The following is a 21,007-nucleotide window of genomic DNA, read 5'->3' on the forward strand; positions in this document are numbered from 1 at the left end:
GGTTGCCTTTTCACGAGAAGGGGGCGGTACGGTAAACGGGAGCACTGCAGGGCGCTCCAAAACGCCCTTTCACGTGAGGATAAGCCGGGTTCCTTTTTTACAAGAAGAAGCCCATGCAGCATTTCTGCCGGTTTTACCCTTTATTCTGCGCTGGATGCTGCTTCGCTGCCAGCTTCTGCTTCGGTGGAGGAAGCCGTTTCCTCAGAGGAAGCGTTCTCCGGCTCAGTGGCAGCGCTGTCGGCTTCTTCGGAAGCGGCAGCCGAAGAAGCTGCTTCGTTGACACCGCCCAGAGTCGTGGTACCGCTCAGCTGCTGTGCTGCGCTGACCGCACGCTGGATCTGCGGGTCATCCTTGGGGGTATAATCGTAGAAATTCGTGGTCTCTTCGGCACTGAGGGCACGCTCCACATCCACGCTCAGGCCGGTGCCATCAAAGCAGGAGCCGTCGCCGCAGATGAGCTTTGCCACCGTGATGCTCACGGCGCTGCCATCCGAAAGGCGCTGCGGGCTGCTCTGGATGGTGCCCTTGCCCATGGTGGTGGTGCCCACCAGACGTGCGCCGTTCATGGTGCGCAGGCTGGCAGCAAACAGCTCTGCTGCGCTGGCGGTGTTGCCGTTGACCAGACAGACGATGGGCAGCTCCACCTTGCTCTCATCGTCGCTGCTGCCAATGATGGTGCGGTTTCCGTTCTTATCCTCGGCATAGGCCACAGTGCCTTCCGGGGCAATCAGGTCGATGCAGCTGATGGCATCATCCAACACGCCGCCGCCGTTATCGCGCAGGTCGAACACAAGGCTCTGGGCACCGCTGGTAGTGAGAGACCGGATGGCATAGTCCAGCTCGCTGGGCGTGCTGCCGTCGAACTGGCGGATCTTGATGTAACCCACGCTGTCCAGCATCTGGTAGTCCACAGTCGTGCTAGTGTAGCCGGAGTGGGTCAGGTCCGCCGTCCGGGAAGCAGCCTTGCTGTCGAGCCATGTAACATTGACGATGGTGCCGGCTTCGCCCTGCAGGCGGGACTGCACGGCATCCACCCCGGAAAGGCTCTTCACATCGGTGCCGTCAATAGCAGTGATGTAATCGCCCACCACGATACCGGCTTCCTGCGCAGGCGAGTCCTCATACACCCTGGTCACTCTGGCATAGCCGGTCTGGTCCATGCCAAGCTCCACGCCAATGCCCATCACCTTGCCGCTCTGCTGGTTCATCAGCTCGGTGTAGGCGTTGGCGGTGTAGTAACGGGCGTACTTGTCGCCGATACCCAGCAGGTAGCCTGCAGTCAGGCGGTCGTACAGCACCGTTTCATCAATGGTGTAGTAGTCGTTGCTGCGCACATAGCGGTCCACCTCGGCCACTTTGTTGTACATGCTCTCCTTTTCCTTCACGCTGCTCACTGTGCTGTCAAACAGACGCATGGCAATGAGCATGGTAATGGAAAAGGTCACGGTCATGGCAAGGATCACAATGGTGACAGCCATGCCCACAGAGATCTTACGGTTCATGCCTTGCTCCCTCCTGTCAGAACAGCAGCATCATCAGCACACTGCCCAGCAGCGAAAGTGCAAACACGCCTGCCAGCAAAAGGCAGCCGATGCGCAGCAAACGCTTATGTTTTTGTTCGTTCATAGAATACCAGACTCCTTATAAATACACTCAGTTGTGCGGGAACGGGATATAACCGCGCGGATTGACCGCATTGGCCTTGCTGCCGCCCTTCCAGACTTCCAGATGCAGGTGGTTGCCGGTAGAGTTGCCGGTGGAACCAACGTAGCCAATCAGCTCGCCCTGCTTGACATACTTGCCCGCACTGGTGGCTACCGACTTCATATGGCCGTACAGGGTGCTGTAGGCGTTGCCGTCCGACATGCTGCCGTGGTAGATGATGACATAGTTGCCATAGCCGCCGCTGGACCAGCCCGCCACCTGCACATAGCCGCTTGCGGCTGCGTAGATGGGGGTACCGCCCGGCGCAGCCAGATCAATGCCAGCATGCAGTCTGTTCACGCCGGACACCGGGTTCTTGCGCCAGCCGTACTCACTGGAAATGCGGGTATAGCTCTTCAGCGGGCAGGCAAAGCCGGTAAAGCTCAGCTGCGGCTTGCTGGATGCAGCGGCCGCGATCAGCTTCTGGATCTCTTTCTTGACGGCCTCATAGTTCAGCTCGTCCGATTCAATAGCGGCCTGTGCCGTCTGCTGGGCCTTCTGGGCATCCTGTGCAGAAAGCTGCGCCGCAGAAATGCTGCTGTTCAACTCGCTCTGCTTTGCCTTCATCTGGTAGTTCTGGGTATCCAGCTCCGCCTTCTGGCTCTGCAGTTCCTTGCGCTGGGCCTCCAGCTCCACCTTGTCCGCTTCCAGTTCGGACTTGGCCGCCTTCATGTTGTCCATGATCTCGGTATCTTTGATGGAGATATCCTGCATGACCTCGTTGAAGGTGAGCAGCTCATACAGGTCGTTCACTGCGCTCAGCATGGCCACGCTGCCGCCGTCGCGCAGCTCCTGCATGGCAGCCATGTGCTTTTTAAAATCGCCCCACTGGCTGTCGATCTCGGCCTGCTTCTGGGTGATCTCGCCTTCCTTGGCGGTGATCTTCTGCTCGGTCTGGCCAATGTTGTTCTGCACAGCAGCGATCTGGGTGCTCAGCACGCTGATCTGATCCTGAATGACCCCCACGCGCTCCTTCAGCTCACTTTCCAGCGCTTTTGCAGCAACTTCCTTTTTCTTTGCGTCCGAAAGCTCCTTCTTGTGCTGGTCGATGGATTTGGAAAGGCTGTTCAGCTTGTTCTGCAGGCTGGCCATGCTGGTGGCTGCCGTGGCCGGCTGGAAGCTGACGCTTGCCGCAAGGCATACCGCCGCCAGGCACAGACTCACGCCGCGCAGCAGCTTGCTGCGGGCAGGCTCCGGCCGTGCATGGCGCGGCGTATGGCCGGGCATCTGCAGGCGGAAGGGCTTTGCATGAAGTGCTTTTTTCATGTGCGGCTCCTTTCGATCACACGTTCAGGTGCTTGCGGATGGAGAACATACTGCCCAGACCACCCACAACGGCACCGCCGATGAGGCTGTACGGGATGATAGTGGACCAGACGGCGCTCACCGGCACCAGTGCCTGACCCATGATCATTTCCCACACGCCGCCCAGACCGTCGGAGGCCTGCACCATGTAGGAGTAGCCGCCCAGACTGATCGCTGCAGTGAGCACGCCGGAGATCAGGCCCATGGCCAGACCTTCCACAACGAAGGGCAGAGTGACCAGACCGTTGGTGGCACCCACGTACTTCATGATCTCAATTTCGCGGCGGCGCGCAAACACGCTCAGGCGGATGGTGCTGCCCACCGTGATGATGCTGACGACCATCAGCACCAGCACGATGCCGCGGCCCACTTTGGTAACAGAGCGCTGCACCTGCACAAAGACGTTGGTCATTTCCACCGGGGCGGTAACGCTGTACACGCCCTGAATGGCCTGCATCTGCTTGCTCATGCTCTCCATCTGACTCAGATCCGCGATGGAAACGCGGTAGTTGGCCTTGAAGGGGTTGTCATTTTCAAACTCATCCCACAGGGAGGAGTAATCTTCCATGTAATTGCGGTAGGTGTTCAGCACGTCCTGCTTGGAGACGAACTGCACATTGGTCACGCCGGGCATTGCCGCCAGCTTTTCGCCCACGGCCTGCGCAGTGGCATCATCACACTCCGGGTCCAGATAGACCACGGTCTCGTTCTGGCTGCCCAGATAGTTCACCATGCTGTCCACATTCACCTCGGCAAGGCTTGCAAAGGTGTTCAGGGTCATACAGACACTGAGGGACAGGATGCACACAAAGGTCATGGCCCAGTGCTTGCCCAGATTGCGGATGCCGCGCCGGATCAGAAAAAAGAAGGTAGAAGGTCTCATCATACGGTGGCCGCCTCCTTTTCTGCGGTGTCAGCAGGTTCCAGCTCGGTCTCGAACAGGCGTTCTTTGCGCTCTGCGCGTGCGCGGATGGCTTCCTTGTCGGCAGGCACATCCGAAATGATGCGGCCCTTTTTCAGGGTGACGACGCGCTGGTGGAACTGGCGCACCAGCTCGTGCTCATGGGTAACGACCACCACGGTGATGCCCATTTCGCTCACCCGCTCCAGCAGCTCCATCATTTCCAGGCTCAATTCCGGGTCGATGTTGCCGGTGGGCTCGTCCGCAATGACCAGCTTGGGGCCGTGGGCAAGGGCGCGGGCCACAGCCACACGCTGCTGTTCACCGCCGGAAAGGGTGTCCGGATAGGCCTTGGCCTTATCCTCCAGATGCACCAGCTCCAGCATGTACTCCACACGGTCGCTGATCTCCCGGCGCTTGACGTTGGTCACATGCATGGCAAAGGCGATGTTCTCGTACACAGTCATGGTGGGGATCAGCCGGAAATCCTGAAAGATAATGCCCATCTGACGGCGCAGATACGGCACCTGATGGCGGTGCAGGCAGGCAACATCCTTGCCCAGCACGGTCACCTTGCCCTCACTGGGCAGCTCTTCGCGCAACAACAGCTTGAGCAGGGTGGATTTGCCTGCGCCGGAATGACCCAGCAGGAACACGAACTCGCCGTCGTCCACATGGAGATTGATATCGTCCAGTGCCAGCGGTCCGCCCCGTTTATATTCCTTGGAAACGTGTTCTAAATCGATCATAGGGTAATATTAGCTCCTGACATTAGAATCTGTTTTCACAGCAAAAAGAACCGGCCAGCATCGGTTTCGAGCGGCCGGTTCTGCACTGCAGGCAGAGCCTGCAGCTTATTAGTATTTGGCCGGATTGTTGGACAGGTACTTCTTGACCATCAGTGCTACCTTAAAGACGATAGCATCGTCGAACTCACGCAGATCCAGGCCAGTCAGCTTTTTGATCTTTTCCAGACGATACACCAGCGTGTTGCGGTGCACAAACAGGCCGCGGCTGGTTTCAGACACATTCAGGTTATTCTCGAAGAAGCGCTGGATGGTGAACAGGGTCTCCTGATCCAGGCTTTCGATGCTGCCCTGCTTGAACACCTCGCGCAGGAACATCTCGCACACGGTGGTGGGCAGCTGATAGATCAGGCGTGCAATGCCCAGATTATCGTAGCGGATGATCTGCTTTTCGGTGTCGAACACCTTGCTCACTTCCATGGCGATCTGTGCTTCCTTAAAGGAGGTAGCCAGATCCTTCACGTTGGAGATGGGGGTGCCGATGCCCACCACAGCCTTGATGTAATGCTCGCCGGACAGGGTATCCACGATGCTGGCAGCCAGCTTTTCCATATCGGTGCGGTCGATGCCCTTGCGGATCTCCTTGACCAGTACGGTATCCGTCTCGCTGATATTGAACACAAAGTCCTTCTGCTTGTCGGGGAACAGGCTGCTGACCACATCGTAGGCGGAGATATCGCCGCCGCTGGTAACACGCACGATGAACACCACGCGGGAAACATCGGTGGCAAAGTGCAGCTCACGGGCCTTGGCATAGATATCGCCGGGCAGGATGTTATCCAGCACCACATTCTTGATAAAGTTGGACTTATCAAACTTTTCGTCGTGGTACTGCTTGATGCTCTGCAGGCTGATGGACAGCATGGCGGCAAACTGACCAGCCGTCTCGTCCACGCCTTCCACGAATACTGCATAATCATTATGCTTGGCGCTGGAGAACTGCTGATAGGTGTAGCCATCGCGCACAAAGCGGTCGCCTGCGGTCAGACGCTCCGCCATGAAACCCTCGCGCACCTCGCCGATCAGGTTCAGCTCCGAGCAGGAAATAACAGCGCCGGTCTCATCCACCACGCCGACCACCCGGTTGATTGCGTCTTTCATCTGGTAGATCACGCTTTGAAATACTCTATTGGCCATAATGGATACCCCTTTTCCTCGTTTGTGCAAACCGCAGCGGCAGCCGGTCGTGATTTTCAACAATTTAGCTGCATTACATTTTATATTTTACACAAAAGAATTTACTTTTGCAACATATTTCAACAAAAAAGATAGTTTTTTCTTGTGAATATTATCTTTGGGGGCCATTCTGAACCAAAAAAGTGCCTTTTTGCGTGGTTCTGTTCCCTATTCTACCGGCAAAATGTGTTGCTTTTTTGAAAATCGGGTGAAAAGCCGACCCTGTCAGCTGGAAATTTTTGACACTTCTTCGGCAGAAAGCTCCCGCCACTGGCCCGGTGCAAGGGCCGGGTCGAGTGCAAGGCCGCCGATGGCATCCCGGTGCAGGCCGTTCACGCCTGCGCCGTACACGCCAAACATCCGCTTGATCTGGTGGTATACGCCCTGCTTGAGCACCACCCGCACAGTGCAGCCATCGGCAGAAAGGGCCGTCACCTCCGCAGGCGAAAGTGCTGTGCCGTCGGCAAGGGTCACGCCCGCCGCAAAGCCGGTGCGCATCTGCTCGGTCAGCGGCGTATCCAACACCACAGTGTAGGTCTTGGAAACATGGCGCTTTGGAGCAAGGATCTCGTGGGCAAAGGTGCCGTCATCGGTCAGCAGCACAAAGCCGGTGCTGGTCTTGTCCAGCCGCCCCGCCGGGAACAGCTGCCGCCGGGGATAGGCGTCCCCCACCAGATCGACCACGGTGGTGTCACGCTTGTCGGTGGAAGCGCTCACCACGCCCTCGGGCTTGTTGAGCATCAGGTACACAAACTGCTGGTAATTCAGGGCTTTGCCGTCCACGGCCACCGTATCGGTTTCCCTGAGCTGGGTGTCCCCTTTTTTGCAGACAGCACCGTTCACCTGCACCCGCCCTTTGGAAAGCAGTGCCTTAGCCTCGCTGCGGGTGCACTGGGCCGTCTCGGCCAAATATTTATCCAATCGCATATATATCTTCCGTGCCTTCACAGGCCTTTTTCCAGAGTTGCTTTCATCGTATCATGATCTGGGTAACTCATCACAATGTATTCCTCATTTTCATAGATCACATCTTCCGGGTGTAGGTTTTTCCGCCACGGATTGCTTTCAAATTCTTCTCTCGTAAACAGCGCGAACACCTTTCCGGACGGGTGCTCTACCATATGGCTGGCAAGCTGCAACCACTGAGTCATATCATCTATATCAGAACTATGCTCCGGCAGATCCTGTCCGCCGCACCACTGCCAGACTTCAATTTTTCCGTCCGAAAGTTCTGTCAGAACATTCGCATTCCAGAAAGTCGCATATCCGTTCACATACCCTTCTGCCAGCAGCTTTTCTGTCACATCTCTTTGTGCAGTGGTCTGATCTTCTCCAGCGATCCTGAATAGTACCAATGCCCCACCCGCAATAGTCGCTGTAGCGACTACAGCAAGCAACCATTGCCTTTTGCTCTCATTCAGATGTACTTCATTTGCCGCCATTGCGAGCAGTGGGATGGACAAAACTGTATTCAGAATTCCATAGCGGGCCGAGAACAGCATATTTGTGACGCTGTACAGGAGAAAATACAGTAGATACACTGCCACTGTAAAATCTGCCAGACGGCGGTACCCATCGGACACTTCGTGCGTGTAAGCATAAACGATGCATCCAATCGTCAGCACAATCCACATCACACTCACTGCACAGGTGAAAACATATTCTGTTCCTGTGCCGCGTGCTCCAAACAGCTGCAGGAAGGAACTGAAGATTTCTACCATTCTGCTGCCGTCTGCAAGCTGAAAGCCCAGCCATCCCCAAGTGGCAAAATGATAAATTCTGGCCAAAACCAACATATTCAGTGCATAACCCAGCAGTGCTGCTGCGCCCACAAACGTCGCATATATGAACTGCTGCCATCTTGTTTTGTTTTTCTTATTCAGCAGTTCTGCCGCTGCGGCAACGCCAATGGGGCCGTATAGCGCAATGATTTCTCGCGGGCCGCCCAAGCCTGCCACAAAAGCAAGCAGCACAGAAACCACCAGCCACAGCTTTCTGCTTCCCCTCTGCGCTTTCATATAAAGCTCATTCATTGCCAGCGCCGCAAACGCAATTGCAATATGAGGAATATAATAGACACCCGCCAGTACGAATCGGAAATAGTCTTCGGAGATCGGTGCCAGTAAAAGGAGTGCTGTAATCAGGAAATACTTTTTGCAGCCTTCCGCACAAGCCCAGAAATAATAGATACCAATTATAATACACCACAAGCATATAATTGATGCCATTCTGATCCAGTGCCAATTATTGCTCAGCTTAAAAAAGAAGGCATAAAGAAGTTGTGTGTTCAGTACACGCAGTTCGGTCGAATAGTACCAATGTGTACTGAGGGCTGCATTTTCTTTTGCAAGCAGCTGGGCCAGAACCATTTCGCTGGACATATCCGAATCCAGCAGGGCGTTTATTCGTGCATTCAGGAACAGCAGCACCACCAGTATTTCCAATGCAAGCCCTCCTGCCATCAAAAGCTCTTTTTTAGATTTCTTTTTCATTTTTTCCTCCGCAAACGCAATACTTTTTTACTTTGTTTTAATTATAATATCACACTTTATCCCTTTTGCAAACAAAAAGGCCGCCGCCCTTCGGCGACGACCTTTTAATATTTACTGCAGCTACCCGGCAGGACGGCAGGAAGTTTCTCCAGCGAATGTCCTGGGGGTGGGACCCTGCCGCCGCAGGCGGTAGGGCGGGACTGGAGTCTCGCAACAGCGACGACCGCTGCCCGCGGCAGAAAACAGGGAGAAGCTGTTGGGGCAGCGGCCAGCAAGACGCAAGCGATAGCGAAGCGGATGCTGGGTGCCGCAACCCGTCGCTGTTCGCGGAGAAAGCTCCCTGATGGCCTGCCCTATTACACGCTCAGGGATGCGTGCTGCTCCACGGCATCGGGGTTTGCATCGAAGATGGGCTTGAGCACATTGGCGATGAACTCCTCCACCTGCTGCGGTGCACGGCCCACAAAGTTCTCCGGCACAAGGCCCGCCACGATCTCCTCGCGGGTCAGGCCAAAGGCAGGGTCGGCAGCGATACGGTCCACCATATCGTTGGGCAGGCCCTCTTCCTTGACCTGCTTGCCGGCGGCGATGGCGTGCTGGCGCAGGCGCTCGTGCAGCTCCTGACGGTTTCCGCCCTTTTCCACAGCCTGCATCATGATGTTCTCGCTGGCCATGAAGGGCAGCTCTGCCATCAGACGGCTGCGCACCACCTTGGGATACACCACGATGCCGTCGGTGACGTTGAGCATGATGTTCAGGATAGCGTCGGTGGCAAGGAAGCCCTCAGCCATGGCGACACGCTTGTTGGCGCTGTCGTCCAGCGTGCGCTCAAACCACTGGGTGCCGGTGGTGAAGCTGGGGTTCAGCACATCCACCATCAGGTAGCGGCTCAGTGCGCAGATACGCTCGCAGCGCATGGGGTTGCGCTTGTAAGGCATGGCGGAGGAACCGATCTGGTTCTTTTCAAACGGCTCTTCCATCTCCTTGAAGTTAGCCAGCAGACGCAGGTCGGTGGCAAACTTCATGCAGCTCTGGCCAATGCCGGCAAGGGCGTTCAGGATGAAAGCATCCACCTTGCGGCTGTAGGTCTGGCCGGACACGGGGATGACCGCTTTGGGCGCAAAGCCCATCTCCTTGGCGATGGAAGCATCCACGGCGCGGATCTTATCGGCATCGCCCTTGAACAGCTCCATAAAGGAAGCCTGCGTGCCGGTGGTACCCTTGACACCGCGCAGCTGCAGAACAGCAAGACGGTGGTCGATCTCCTGCAGGTCCATCACCAGCTCGTTGGCCCACAGAGTGGCGCGCTTGCCCACAGTGGTGGGCTGAGCAGGCTGGCAGTGGGTGTAGGCCATGCAGGGCATGTCCTTGTATTCCTCGGCGAAGCGGCCCAGCTTTGCCAACACACCGATCAGCTTTTTGCGCACCAGCTCCAGACCCTGACGCATCACGATGATGTCGGTGTTGTCGCCTACATAGCAGCTGGTGGCACCCAGATGGATGATGCCGGCTGCCTTGGGGCACTGCTGGCCGTAGGCGTACACATGGCTCATCACATCGTGGCGCACCAGCTTTTCGCGCTCAATGGCCACTTCATAGTTGATATCGTCCACATGGGCTTCCAGCTCAGCCACCATATCGGGGGTGATGTTGGTCAGGCCCTGCTCCATTTCGGCCCGGGCCAGTGCCACCCACAGGCGGCGCCATGTGCGGAACTTGTTATCGTCCGAGAAGATATACTGCATCTCGTCCGAGGAATAGCGGGTGGAAAAGGGGCTGATATAACGATCATGCTGAGACATTGATTGTTTCCTCCTGAAAGTGACTCCCCCAGTCGCCTTCCGGCGACAGCCCCCTCGGGGAGGGGGCCTTTCAGCCTCCCTTTCCGAGGGAGGTGGCATCGCATCAGCGATGACGGAAGGAGTTTTTCTCTATTCTACCATCAAATCTTGAAATAGTCCACGCCGCCCTCAAAGATCGGCTGATATTTGTCACCGGTAACGTTCTTGTACAGGTACTCGCCGCTGCGCTCCGAGTGGCCCATCTTGCCGAACACACGGCCATCCGGGCTGGTGATGCCTTCGATCGCCAGCACAGAGCCGTTGGGGTTATAGCGCTGGTCCATGGTGGGATCGCCCTCGATGTCCACATACTGGGTGGCGATCTGGCCATTCTTCATGAGGGTGTCCAGCACCTCCTGCGGAGCCACGAAGCGGCCCTCGCCGTGGCTGATGGCAACGGTGAACTGTTCGCCCACCTCGCACTTGGACAGCCACGGGCTGCCGGTGGATGCAATGCGGGTGCGCACCAGCATGCTCTGGTGGCGGCCAATGGTGTTGAAGGTCAGGGTGGGATCGTAAGCGGTGATGGGGCGGATATCGCCGTAGGGGACCAGACCCAGCTTGATGAGAGCCTGGAAGCCGTTGCAGATGCCCAGCATCAGGCCGTCGCGCTGCTGCAGCAGACGGCGCACCGCCTCGGTGACTTCCGGGTTGCGGAAGAAGGAGGCAATAAACTTTGCGCTGCCGTCCGGCTCGTCGCCGCCGGAGAAGCCGCCGGGCAGCATGACGATCTGGCTGTTATCGATCGCCTTGACCAGTGCCTTGCAGCTCTCGGCAACATCGGCGGGGGTCAGGTTGCGGATGACCAGGATCTCCGGGTCGGCACCGGCGCGGGCAAAGGCCTTGGCGGTGTCGTACTCGCAGTTGGTGCCCGGGAACACCGGAATGATGACCTTGGGCTTTGCCACACCGATCTTGGGTGCGGCGGGTGCGGTCAGCTTGCCGTTGATCTTCTCCACGGTGGGGCCTGCCTTGCGGTAGGGGTACACCGGCTCCAGCTTGCCTTCCCAGATCTCCTGCAGCTGGGCCATATCCAGCTTTTCGCCGCAGGCTTCAAAGACGTATTCCTTGGTGGTCTCGCCCAGGATCTCACCGGCGGGAGAATCCGACACCATTTCCAGAACGATGGAGCCGTACATGGGCTGGAACATCTCATGGGTGGTCTTGTCCGCACGCATCTTGAAGCCGATGTGGTTGCCAAGGCCCATCTTGAACAGAGCCTCGGCAATGCCGCCGTAGCCCACAGAGCAGGCGGATGCCACCATGCCCTCTTCGATCATGTCCTCCACGATCTTGTAGTTGGCCTTCAGGGAGAAGAAGTTGGGGCAGCCGGTCTCGGGATCGATGATGGGCCGTACCAGCACTACCGTGCTCTCCGGCTTCTTGAATTCGGTGGACACCACCTTGTTTGCCTTGCCGATGGCCGTGGCGAAGGAGACCAGCGTGGGAGGCACATCCAGCTTTTCAAAGGAGCCGGACATACTGTCCTTGCCGCCGATGGATGCAATGCCCAGACCCATCTGAGCATCCAATGCACCCAGCAGAGCGGCCAGCGGCTTGCCCCAGCGCTCCGGGGCGGTGCCCAGACGCTCGAAATATTCCTGGAAGGTGAGGTAAGCATCCTCATAGCGGAAGCCGGAGGCCACCAGCTTGGTAACGCTCTCGATGACAGCCATCTGAGCGCCCTTGTACTGGTCTGCGCTCATCAGGAAGGGGTTGAAGCCCCATGCCATGCCGGAGCAGGTGCTGGTCTCGCCGTCCACCGGCAGCTTTGCCACCATGGCGTTCTGCGGGGTCAGCTGATAGGCACCGCCAAAGGGCATGAGCACGGTGGCGGCACCAATGGTGGAGTCGAACCGCTCAGACAGGCCCTTCTTGCTGCAGATGTTCAAATCGCCCACCATGTTTTTCATCTTCTGGCTGAAGGTCAGGCCCTCCCACTGGGGCTGCCAGACCGTGGCCTTTTCCACATGGACCTTCTGGTGCTTCTCGGCACCGTTGGAGTTCAGGAACTCGCGGCTGATGTTCACGATGGACATGCCGTTCCACACCATGTTCAGGCGGGGCTCAGCCGTCACCTTTGCCACCGGAGTGGCCTCAAGGTTCTCTTCGTTGGCGAGAGCAATGAACTTGTCCACGTCCTCGGGGGCCAGCGCCACAGCCATGCGCTCCTGGCTCTCGCTGATGGCCAGCTCGGTGCCGTCCAGACCCTCGTACTTCTTGGTGACCTTGTTCAGGTCGATGTACAGGCCGTCGGCCAGCTCACCGATGGCAACGGACACACCGCCTGCACCAAAGTCGTTGCAGCGCTTGATCATCCTGCAGGCATCCTCGCGGCGGAACAGGCGCTGCAGCTTGCGCTCGATGGGAGCATTGCCCTTCTGCACCTCGGCACCGCAGTGCTCAAGGCTGTCCAGCTTGTGGGCCTTGGAAGAACCGGTAGCACCGCCCACACCATCACGGCCGGTGCGGCCGCCCAGCAGAACGATGACATCGCCGGGGGCGGGGCACTCGCGGCGGACGTGGGAAGCGGGGGTAGCGCCTACAACGGCGCCGATCTCCATGCGCTTTGCCACATAGCCGGGATGATAGATCTCGTCCACCTGACCGGTAGCAAGGCCGATCTGGTTGCCGTAGGAGGAATAGCCGGCAGCTGCGGTGGTCACCAGTTTGCGCTGGGGCAGCTTGCCGGGCAACGTCTCACTGACCGGCTTGAGCGGGTCGCCTGCGCCGGTGACGCGCATGGCCTGATAGACGTAGCTGCGGCCGGACAGCGGGTCACGGATGGCACCGCCGATGCAGGTAGCCGCACCGCCGAAGGGCTCGATCTCGGTGGGGTGGTTGTGGGTCTCGTTCTTGAACAGGAACAGCCAGTCCTCGTCCTTGCCGTTCACATCGCACTTGATCTTGACGGTGCATGCGTTGATCTCGTCGGACTCGTCCAGATTTTTCAGGATGCCCTGCTTCTTCAGCTCCTTGGCACCGATGGTGGCAAGGTCCATCATGCAGCGGGGCTTGTTCTCACGGCCCAGATCGGCGCGCATGGCCATGTAGCGGTCAAAGGCCTTCTGCACGATGGCATCGTCGATCTGCACATCGTCCAGAATGGTGCCGAAGGTGGTGTGGCGGCAGTGATCGGACCAGTAGGTGTCGATCATCTTGATCTCGGTGATGGTGGGGTCACGGTGCTCAGAACGGAAATACTTCTGGCAGAACTCGATATCGCCAAGATCCATGGCAAGGCCGTTGTCCGCAATGAACTTTTTCAGCTGCTCTTCGTCCAGCTGGTTGAAGCCCTCCAGCACCTTGACCGGGGCGGGCACGGGGTACTCCATTTTCAGGGTCTGCTTGGTGTCCAGCGAAGCCTCGCGGGCCTCCACCGGGTTGATGACGTATTTCTTGATCTCGGCCACCTGCTCGTCGGTCAGGGTGCCTTCCAGCAGATAGACGCGGGCAGAGCGCACCAGCGGGCGCTCGCCCTGACTGATGAGCTGGATGCACTCAGCAGCGGAGTCGGCGCGCTGGTCGAACTGGCCGGGCAGATACTCCACTGCAAAGGACACGCCGTCGCTGGCGGGCAGCTCGGCATAGGTGTTATCCACCGGCGGCTCACTGAACACGGTGTTTGCACACTGGTTGAACAGTTCTTCGTCGATGCCTTCCACATCGTAGCGGTTCAGCAGACGCAGACCGGTAAGCGACTGGATGCCCAGCAGGCTGGTCAGCTCATTTTTCAGGCCGGTGGCTTCCACATCAAAGCCGGGCTTTTTTTCCACATAAATACGATAGACCATTGGGTAGGTTCCCCCTTATGATTCTAAAATTTATCTAGCGTCCTCGCCCTCTCCGTCAGCGCTCACGCGCTGCCACCTCCCCCAAAGTGGGAGGCCTTGGCAGTCCACGCAAAGTTCATGGTTTTGCCAAGGGCTCTCCCTTTGGGAGAGCTGGACGCGAAGCGGCCTGAGAGGGCGAGCCATTTATTCCTTTTCAGCCAGTGCCTTCAGGGCGCGCAGGCCGATATCGCTGCGCTTGTGCAGCTTTTCAAAGCGGATCTTCTCTGCCGCCTCATAGGCATGGCTCAGCGCATTGGTCAGGCGCGGGCCGGTAGCGGTGACACCCAGCACACGGCCTCCGGCCGTGACAAGGGTGCCGTCCTCGGTGATGGCGGTGCCGGAGTGGTAGACCGTCACATTCTCCTCGCCGGGCAGCTGGCCGTCCACAAGGCCTGTGATGGGCTTGCCCTTCTCGTAAGCCACCGGGTAGCCGCCGGAAGCCAGAATGACGCAAGCGGCAGCACCGTCCGAGAACTTGACCTCCTCGTTTTCCAGCGTGCCGTTGGTGCAGGCCTGCATGATGTGCAGCAGGTCGCCTTCCAGCAGGGGCAGCACCACCTGCGTTTCGGGGTCACCAAAGCGGCAGTTATACTCGATGACCTTCGGGCCGTCCGGGGTGAGCATCAGGCCGAAGTAGAGACAGCCCTTGAAGGGGCAGCCCTCGGCGTTCATGGCCTTGATGGTGGGCAGGAAAATTTTCTCCATGCACTCAGCGGCCACTTCCGGGGTGTAGTAGGGGTTGGGAGCAATGGTGCCCATGCCGCCGGTGTTCAGGCCGGTGTCGTGGTCGTTGGCACGCTTGTGGTCCATGCTGGACACCATGGGCTTGACCACCTTGCCGTCCGTAAAGCTCAGCACACTGACCTCGGGGCCGGTGAGGAATTCCTCCACCACCACATGGTTGCCGGATGCGCCGAATTTCTTATCCAGCATGATCTCCTTCACGCCGTCCGCAGCCTGCTGCTCGTTTTCGCAGATCAGCACGCCCTTGCCCAGTGCCAGACCGTCGGCCTTGATGACCACCGGGTACTTGCCCTCGGCCTTGATGTACTCCATGACCTTGGCGGGGTCGTCAAAGGTCTCGTACTTTGCGGTGGGGATGCCGTACTTCTTCATCAGGTCCTTGGAGAACACCTTGGAGGCCTCGATGCGGGCAGCGGCCTTATCCGGGCCAAAGGCCGGGATGCCCACTGCTGCCAGCGCATCCACCATGCCCAGAGCCAGCGGGTCGTCCTGCGCCACCACAACGTAATCGAACTTTTCTTCTACGGCAAAGCCCACCATGGTGTCCACATCGGTAGACTTGATGTTTTTGCACTTTGCGTCATAGCTGATGCCGCCGTTGCCGGGTGCGCACCAGATCTCGCCGCAGTCAGGGCTTTTTTTCAGTGCCTTGATGATGGCGTGCTCGCGGCCGCCGCCGCCCACTACTAAGATTTTCTTAGCCATATCGTTTTCTCCTAAACTTTCGTTCTTTCCGTCAGCTACCTCGCCCTCTCAGTCCGCTTCGCGTCCAGCTCTCCCAAAGGGAGAGCCCTTGGCAAAACCGGAAACTTTACCGTACTGCCAAAGCCTCTCCCCTTGGGAGAGGTGGCATTGCGCAAGCAATGACGGAGAGGGCGAGCCCGTTTCCCTTAGTGATGGAACAGCCGCAGGCCGCAGAAGGCCATTGCGATGCCGTACTTGTTGCAGGTGTCAATGACCTGCTGGTCGCGGATGGAGCCGCCGGGCTGCACGATGGCAGTCACGCCGGAGCGGCGGGCACGCTCGATGTTGTCGCCGAAGGGGAAGAAGGCATCCGAGCCAAGGCACACGCCAGTCACCTTGCTGAGATATTCCTTCTTTTCCTCGGCGGTCAGGGGCGCGGGCTGCTCGGTGAAGGTCTCTGCCCAAACGTCATCACCAATGACATCCTCCGGCGTATCGCCGATGTAAACATCAATGGCGTTGTCACGGTTAGGCTTTGCCACATCGTCGCGGAAGGGCAGGTTGAGCACCTTATCCATGTGGCGCAGCTGCCAGTTGTCGGCCTTCTGGCCTGCCAGACGGGTGCAGTGGATGCGGCTCTGCTGGCCTGCGCCCACGCCGATGGTCTGGCCGTGGTAGGTGTAGCACACGCTGTTGGACTGAGTATACTTCAGGGTGATGAGCGCAATGACCAGATCACGCTTCTGCTCTTCGGTCACATCCTTGTTCTCGGTGACCCAGTTGTTCAGCATGGTGTCGGCGTTGATGACCAGCTCGTTGCGGCCCTGCTCAAAGGTGATGCCGTACACCTGCTTGTGCTCGATGGGAGCGGGCTTGTAGGCCGGGTCGATGGCGACCACATTGTAGTTGCCCTTCTTCTTGCCGGACAGGATAGCCAGTGCCTCCGGCTCGTAGCCCGGGGCGATGATGCCGTCGGACACCTCGTGCTGGATCAGCTTTGCGGTGGGCACATCGCAGATGTCGGACAAGGCGATCCAGTCGCCAAAGGAGGACATGCGGTCCGCACCGCGTGCACGGGCATAGGCATTTGCCAGCGGCGACAGCTCCATATCCGGGGCAATGTGGTACATCTTGCGTTCCACATCGGTCAGGGGCAGCCCCAGCGCTGCGCCTGCCGGGGAAACGTGCTTGAAGGAAGCTGCTGCGGGCAGACCGCAGGCAGCTTTCAGTTCTTTGACAAGCTGGATGGAGTTGAGGGCATCCAGAAAATTGATATAACCGGGCTTGCCGTTCAGCACAGTGACCGGCAGGTCAGAGCCATCTTCCATATAAATGCGGCTGGGCTTCTGGTTGGGGTTGCAGCCGTACTTCAGTGCCAGTTCGTTCATTGGTGCATCCTCCTTATTTCTCTATTGTTTTAGTCCTGTTTTTCCTCTGCGTCAAGCTTTTTGAGCAGTTCCAGCTCTTCGGGCAGCAGCTCCGGCTCCTCGGGGTCGTCCAGATCGCTGCACACGGCATCGTACTTGTTAAAGATCATGTCGCCGGTCTCGCCGGAGTCCAGATCAATGACCCGGGCAAACAGGCTCACCTTGTTGTCCGGGTTCAGGCTGCTCCACAGATCGTGGGCAAAATCGCCGATGGTGCGGGGGCAGGCAAAGCGCAGCGGCTCACCCTCAAAGCTGGGGATGGGATTTCCGTTGTGCTTGTAGGTGCTGATGAAATGGCCCTCGCCTGCAACGGGCTGCGGGTAATCAAAGAAATAGCGCTGCACGCTGTCGCCATTGCCGTCCGCAGACTTGAGAATGCTCATCTGATAGCTGCCGTCGGCGTACACCACAGCGGAGATGCGGGGGGTGTAGTTGGGGCCGTCCGGCTCAAAGGTGCGGGTGCGCAGGGCATCGGCAAAGCTCTTGCCCTGACTCATCAGGTCATAAATGGTATCGGTCTGGTCGCCGTTGGTCACGATATGGGTCTTGCCCAGCGTCAGCACCGGATTGTAAATAATGAGGCTGGGGTCCTCCAGCTTTGCGGGGTCCGCTGCGATGGTGCAGATGCCGCCGCGCTCGGGCACGGGGTCAAACACGCGGTTGCGGCTGTTCTCGCTGCGGCCCATGATAAAGTAGCCAATGAACATCTGGCGGCCATCCGGAGCCATTGCCACAGCAATGCCGCGGCCGGGATACTCGTTGGATGCCAGATACTCGTTCAGGTTGATCTTTTCCATTGTTGTTCTCCTTTACGGATAACGACCTCGCCCTCTTCGTCAGCGCTGACGCGCTGCCACCTCCCCCAAAGTGGGAGGCTTTGGCAGTCCACACAAAGTTCATGGTTTTGCCAAGGGCTCTCCCTTTGGGAGAGCTGGACGCGAAGCGGCCTGAGAGGGCGAGCCAGTTTATCTCTTTACTCGATCTCTCCGCTGCACACCATAGCCACGGCCTTGGGCAGCAGCTTCCATTCGGCCTGCTCCATCACACGCTTCTGCAGCACCTCGGGGGTGTCGCCGGGCAGGATGTCCACGGCCTTCTGCAGCAGGATGGGCCCGCCGTCGCACTCTTCGTTCACGAAGTGGACGGTGGCACCGGTCACCTTACAACCCCGGGCCAGAGCCGCCTCGTGCGGACGCAGACCGTACATGCCGGGCCCGCAGAAAGACGGGATGAGTGCCGGGTGCACATTCAGGATGCGGCGGGGATACGCTTCAATGACACTGGGCCCCAGCACGGACAGAAAGCCTGCCAGCACCACCAGATCGATGTTGTGGTCTTTCAACGTTTTCAGCAGAGCAGCGTCAAAGTCCTCACTACTGGCGTAATCCTTACGGTGCACCACGCAGCCTTCCACACCGGCCTTTGCGGCCCGTTCCAGCGCATAGACACCGGGCTTGGAGGCCACCACAAGGGTGATCCTGCCATTGGGGTTCTCGCCCCGGGCTTCGCTGTCCAGCAGAGCCTGCAGGTTGGTGCCGCCGCCGGAGACTAAAACTGCAATGTTCAGCACAGCTCCACGCCCTCACCTTCTGCAATGACGCCCAGACGGTAAGCTTCCGGCTCACCGTTTGCGTGCAGGATGTCCAGCGCCTTGTCGGCCTGCTCTGCGGGGACGGTGAGCACCATGCCAACGCCCATGTTGAAGGTGTTGAACATATCGTGCTCGGAGATATTGCCGGTCTTCTGCATCAGCTGGAACAGAGCCGGGGTGCGGACATCTGCCTTGTTGATGCGTGCGCAGCAGCCCTTTTTCAGGCTGCGGGGAATGTTCTCGTAGAAGCCGCCGCCGGTGATGTGGGAAATGCCCTTCACATCCACCTCTTCCAGCACCTTGAGCACAGGCTTGACGTAGATCTTGGTGGGAGCCAGCAGGGCCTCGCCCAGCGTCTTGCCGCCCAGCTCTGCAGGGGCAGTGTGCAGCACATCGGGGTTTGCGTCAATGTCAAAGATCTTGCGCACCAGCGAGAAACCGTTGGAGTGCACACCGGTGGAAGGCAGAGCGATGATGACATCGCCGGGCTTCATGGAATCGTTGTTCAGGATTTTTTCCTTATCCACAACGCCCACGGTGAAACCGGCCAGATCGTACTCCTCCTCCGGCATCATGCCCGGGTGCTCGGCAGTCTCGCCGCCCACCAGAGAGCAGTCGGCCTGCACGCAGCCCTCAGCCACGCCCTTGACGATCTCGGCGATCTTCTCGGGAATGTTGCGGCCGCAGGCGATGTAATCCAGGAACACCAGCGGCTTTGCACCGGCGCAGATGACATCGTTCACGCACATAGCCACGCAGTCGATGCCGATGGTATCGTGCTTGTCCATGATCATGGCAATTTTCAGCTTGGTGCCCACGCCGTCGGTGCCGGAGATCAGCACCGGGTGCTTGTAGCCGGTGCAGTCCAGCTCAAACAGGCCACCAAAGCCGCCCAGACCGCCAATGCAGTGCTCGTTCATGGTGCGGGCCACATACTGCTTCATCAGTTCAACAGAGCGATAACCGGCGGTGATATCCACACCGGCGGCTGCATAGCTTTCAGAATAGCTTTTTTCCATGGTCTTACTCTCCTAATTTTTTCTCGTCCTTGGGACGGTCGTTCAGGTGGCGTTCGTGAATATCGGTGGAAAGCACCTCGTCCGGCTTCACGGCATATTCGCCGGTAAAGCAGGCGGTGCAGAATCCGCATTTTGTGTTCTTTGCAAGCTGGACAACATGCTCAGTGGAAAGGTAGCCCAGCGTATCGGCCCCGATCACTTCATTGATCTGCTCGACCGTGCGGCCGGTGGCCACCAGCAGTTTCTGATCCGGGATGTCAGTGCCGAAGTAGCAGGGGTACTTGAACGGCGGTGCCGACACCATAAAGTGCACCTCGGTGGCACCGGCATCCCGCAGCAGCTTGATGATGCGGGCAGATGTGGTGCCGCGCACGATGGAGTCATCCACCAGCACCACGCGCTTGCCCTTGACCGTGCTGGAAACGACGTTCAGCTTGATGCGCACGCTGTTCTCGCGCTGCTTCTGGCTGCCCTGAATGAAGGTGCGGCCGATGTACTTATTCTTAATAAAGCCGATGCCATAGGGGATGCCGCTCTCCTGCGAGTAGCCGAGAGCTGCATCCAGACCGGAATCCGGCACGCCGATGACCACGTCCGCTTCCACGGGGTGTTCCTGTGCAAGGAACCGGCCGGCCTGCTTGCGGGCCTCGTGCACCGAGCTGCCCTCGATGATGCTGTCCGGGCGGGAGAAGTAAATAAACTCGAACACGCACATCTGGGTGTCCGGCCGACCGCAGTGATCCTTGATGCTGCGCAGCTCACCGGTTTTTGCGTCTGCCACCACGATCTCGCCGGGCTCCACGTCCCGCAGCAGGGTGGCACCGGCAGCGTCCAGTGCACAGCTCTCGCTGGCAAACACATAGCCGCCGCCGGGCAAGGTGCCGATACACAGGGGCCGGTAGCCGCGGGGGTCGCGCACGGCGATCAGCTTGGTGGCCGACATGATCACCAGACTGTAGGCACCCTCCAGCACATCCATCGTCTTGCTGATGGCGGTCTCGATGCTGCCCATGCGCAGGCGGTTGCGGGTGATCAGGTAGCAGATCACCTCGGTATCGGAGGAGCCGTGGAAGATGGCACCTTCATTTTCCAGCTGGCGGCGCAGCTCGATGGCGTTGGTCAGGTTGCCGTTGTGGCACAGTGCCATGGTGCCGCGGCCATGGCGCACGATCATGGGCTGTGCGTTGGCCCGCACGCGGCTGCCAGCAGTGGCATAGCGCACATGGCCGGTCGCCATATGAGCGGTGGGCTTGGAAATGCTTGCCAGCACCGCCGGGGTGAACACCTCGTTCACAAGGCCGAGGTCGCGGTGGCCGTTGATCACACCATCATCGTTCACGGCGATGCCGCAGCTCTCCTGACCACGGTGCTGCAGGGCATACAGAGCCGAGTAGGCCGCAGCGGCCACATCCTCGGTACCGGCACGGTCGTAAATGCCGAAAACGCCGCATTCTTCATGCAGCGGATATGCAAAATCAGACATT

The 21,007-nt window shown here is 58.6% G+C and carries 15 protein-coding genes; all 15 read right to left on the reverse strand.

Going from position 1 to position 21,007, the window contains the following annotated elements:
* Positions 1-140 precede the first annotated feature (140 nt).
* The 15 genes from DWV57_RS11920 to purF all read right to left on the reverse strand — a co-directional run bounded on the left by DWV57_RS11920 (position 141) and on the right by purF (position 21,006).
* The gene (locus DWV57_RS11920) at positions 141-1,502 is read right to left on the reverse strand and encodes a S41 family peptidase (RefSeq protein ID WP_120020903.1); all 1,362 of its coding nucleotides are present in this window, start codon (positions 1,500-1,502) and stop codon (positions 141-143) included.
* A gap of 151 nt (positions 1,503-1,653) precedes the next feature.
* Complete coding sequence (locus DWV57_RS11925; protein WP_120020905.1) at positions 1,654-2,970, reverse strand: M23 family metallopeptidase; 1,317 nt, start codon at positions 2,968-2,970, stop codon at positions 1,654-1,656.
* A gap of 16 nt (positions 2,971-2,986) precedes the next feature.
* A complete protein-coding gene (locus DWV57_RS11930; protein WP_120020906.1) occupies positions 2,987-3,895 on the reverse strand; it encodes a permease-like cell division protein FtsX in 909 nt (302 codons plus the stop codon).
* Positions 3,892-4,659, reverse strand: coding sequence for a cell division ATP-binding protein FtsE (ftsE, locus tag DWV57_RS11935; RefSeq protein WP_120020907.1), 768 nt, complete (start codon positions 4,657-4,659; stop codon positions 3,892-3,894). Before ftsE ends, DWV57_RS11930 begins: the two co-directional genes overlap by 4 nt.
* A gap of 108 nt (positions 4,660-4,767) precedes the next feature.
* Positions 4,768-5,853, reverse strand: a complete 1,086-nt coding sequence (locus DWV57_RS11940; protein WP_005944450.1) for a helix-turn-helix domain-containing protein — start codon at positions 5,851-5,853, stop codon at positions 4,768-4,770.
* Positions 5,854-6,117: 264 nt separating this feature from the next.
* A complete protein-coding gene (locus DWV57_RS11945) occupies positions 6,118-6,819 on the reverse strand; it encodes a pseudouridine synthase (protein WP_120020908.1) in 702 nt (233 codons plus the stop codon).
* Between the two features lie 17 nt (positions 6,820-6,836).
* Complete coding sequence (locus DWV57_RS11950) at positions 6,837-8,384, reverse strand: hypothetical protein (RefSeq protein ID WP_120020910.1); 1,548 nt, start codon at positions 8,382-8,384, stop codon at positions 6,837-6,839.
* Between the two features lie 356 nt (positions 8,385-8,740).
* Positions 8,741-10,186 carry an adenylosuccinate lyase gene (gene purB, locus DWV57_RS11955; protein ID WP_120020911.1) on the reverse strand — a complete coding sequence of 482 codons (1,446 nt, stop codon included), beginning with the start codon at positions 10,184-10,186 and terminating at the stop codon, positions 8,741-8,743.
* A 140-nt stretch (positions 10,187-10,326) separates the two neighbouring features.
* Entirely contained in the window at positions 10,327-14,019 is a 3,693-nt protein-coding gene (locus DWV57_RS11960) for a phosphoribosylformylglycinamidine synthase (protein WP_120020912.1), read from the reverse strand.
* 183 nt (positions 14,020-14,202) lie between these two features.
* A complete protein-coding gene (gene purD / locus DWV57_RS11970; RefSeq protein WP_120020913.1) occupies positions 14,203-15,507 on the reverse strand; it encodes a phosphoribosylamine--glycine ligase in 1,305 nt (434 codons plus the stop codon).
* A gap of 185 nt (positions 15,508-15,692) precedes the next feature.
* A complete protein-coding gene (locus tag DWV57_RS11975; protein WP_097775217.1) occupies positions 15,693-16,874 on the reverse strand; it encodes a phosphoribosylaminoimidazolecarboxamide formyltransferase in 1,182 nt (393 codons plus the stop codon).
* Positions 16,875-16,903: 29 nt separating this feature from the next.
* The gene (locus DWV57_RS11980; RefSeq protein WP_120020914.1) at positions 16,904-17,710 is read right to left on the reverse strand and encodes an IMP cyclohydrolase; all 807 of its coding nucleotides are present in this window, start codon (positions 17,708-17,710) and stop codon (positions 16,904-16,906) included.
* Positions 17,711-17,886: 176 nt separating this feature from the next.
* Positions 17,887-18,483, reverse strand: a complete 597-nt coding sequence (gene purN, locus DWV57_RS11985; protein ID WP_120020916.1) for a phosphoribosylglycinamide formyltransferase — start codon at positions 18,481-18,483, stop codon at positions 17,887-17,889.
* Complete coding sequence (purM, locus tag DWV57_RS11990; protein ID WP_118526394.1) at positions 18,477-19,523, reverse strand: phosphoribosylformylglycinamidine cyclo-ligase; 1,047 nt, start codon at positions 19,521-19,523, stop codon at positions 18,477-18,479. The genes purN and purM overlap by 7 nt, the downstream gene beginning before the upstream one ends.
* A gap of 4 nt (positions 19,524-19,527) precedes the next feature.
* Complete coding sequence (gene purF, locus DWV57_RS11995) at positions 19,528-21,006, reverse strand: amidophosphoribosyltransferase (protein WP_120020917.1); 1,479 nt, start codon at positions 21,004-21,006, stop codon at positions 19,528-19,530.
* Between the last annotated feature and the right edge of the window lies 1 nt (position 21,007).

This window comes from Faecalibacterium sp. AF10-46 (genome assembly GCF_003604105.1).
Classification (GTDB): Bacteria; Bacillota; Clostridia; order Oscillospirales; family Ruminococcaceae; genus Faecalibacterium; species Faecalibacterium taiwanense.

What these genes read in the sequence shown, in the direction of transcription:
- DWV57_RS11930 (WP_120020906.1), bottom strand. Translation starts at nt 3,895, where the DNA reads ATGATGAGACCTTCTACCTTCTTTTTTCTGATCCGGCGCGGCATCCGC.
- DWV57_RS11940 (WP_005944450.1), bottom strand. Translation starts at nt 5,853, where the DNA reads ATGGCCAATAGAGTATTTCAAAGCGTGATCTACCAGATGAAAGACGCA.
- purB (WP_120020911.1), bottom strand. Translation starts at nt 10,186, where the DNA reads ATGTCTCAGCATGATCGTTATATCAGCCCCTTTTCCACCCGCTATTCC.
- DWV57_RS11920 (WP_120020903.1), bottom strand. Translation starts at nt 1,502, where the DNA reads ATGAACCGTAAGATCTCTGTGGGCATGGCTGTCACCATTGTGATCCTT.
- purM (WP_118526394.1), bottom strand. Translation starts at nt 19,523, where the DNA reads ATGGAAAAAAGCTATTCTGAAAGCTATGCAGCCGCCGGTGTGGATATC.
- ftsE (WP_120020907.1), bottom strand. Translation starts at nt 4,659, where the DNA reads ATGATCGATTTAGAACACGTTTCCAAGGAATATAAACGGGGCGGACCG.
- DWV57_RS11975 (WP_097775217.1), bottom strand. Translation starts at nt 16,874, where the DNA reads ATGAACGAACTGGCACTGAAGTACGGCTGCAACCCCAACCAGAAGCCC.
- DWV57_RS11950 (WP_120020910.1), bottom strand. Translation starts at nt 8,384, where the DNA reads ATGAAAAAGAAATCTAAAAAAGAGCTTTTGATGGCAGGAGGGCTTGCA.
- DWV57_RS11945 (WP_120020908.1), bottom strand. Translation starts at nt 6,819, where the DNA reads ATGCGATTGGATAAATATTTGGCCGAGACGGCCCAGTGCACCCGCAGC.
- DWV57_RS11960 (WP_120020912.1), bottom strand. Translation starts at nt 14,019, where the DNA reads ATGGTCTATCGTATTTATGTGGAAAAAAAGCCCGGCTTTGATGTGGAA.
- DWV57_RS11980 (WP_120020914.1), bottom strand. Translation starts at nt 17,710, where the DNA reads ATGGAAAAGATCAACCTGAACGAGTATCTGGCATCCAACGAGTATCCC.
- DWV57_RS11925 (WP_120020905.1), bottom strand. Translation starts at nt 2,970, where the DNA reads ATGAAAAAAGCACTTCATGCAAAGCCCTTCCGCCTGCAGATGCCCGGC.
- purF (WP_120020917.1), bottom strand. Translation starts at nt 21,006, where the DNA reads ATGTCTGATTTTGCATATCCGCTGCATGAAGAATGCGGCGTTTTCGGC.
- purD (WP_120020913.1), bottom strand. Translation starts at nt 15,507, where the DNA reads ATGGCTAAGAAAATCTTAGTAGTGGGCGGCGGCGGCCGCGAGCACGCC.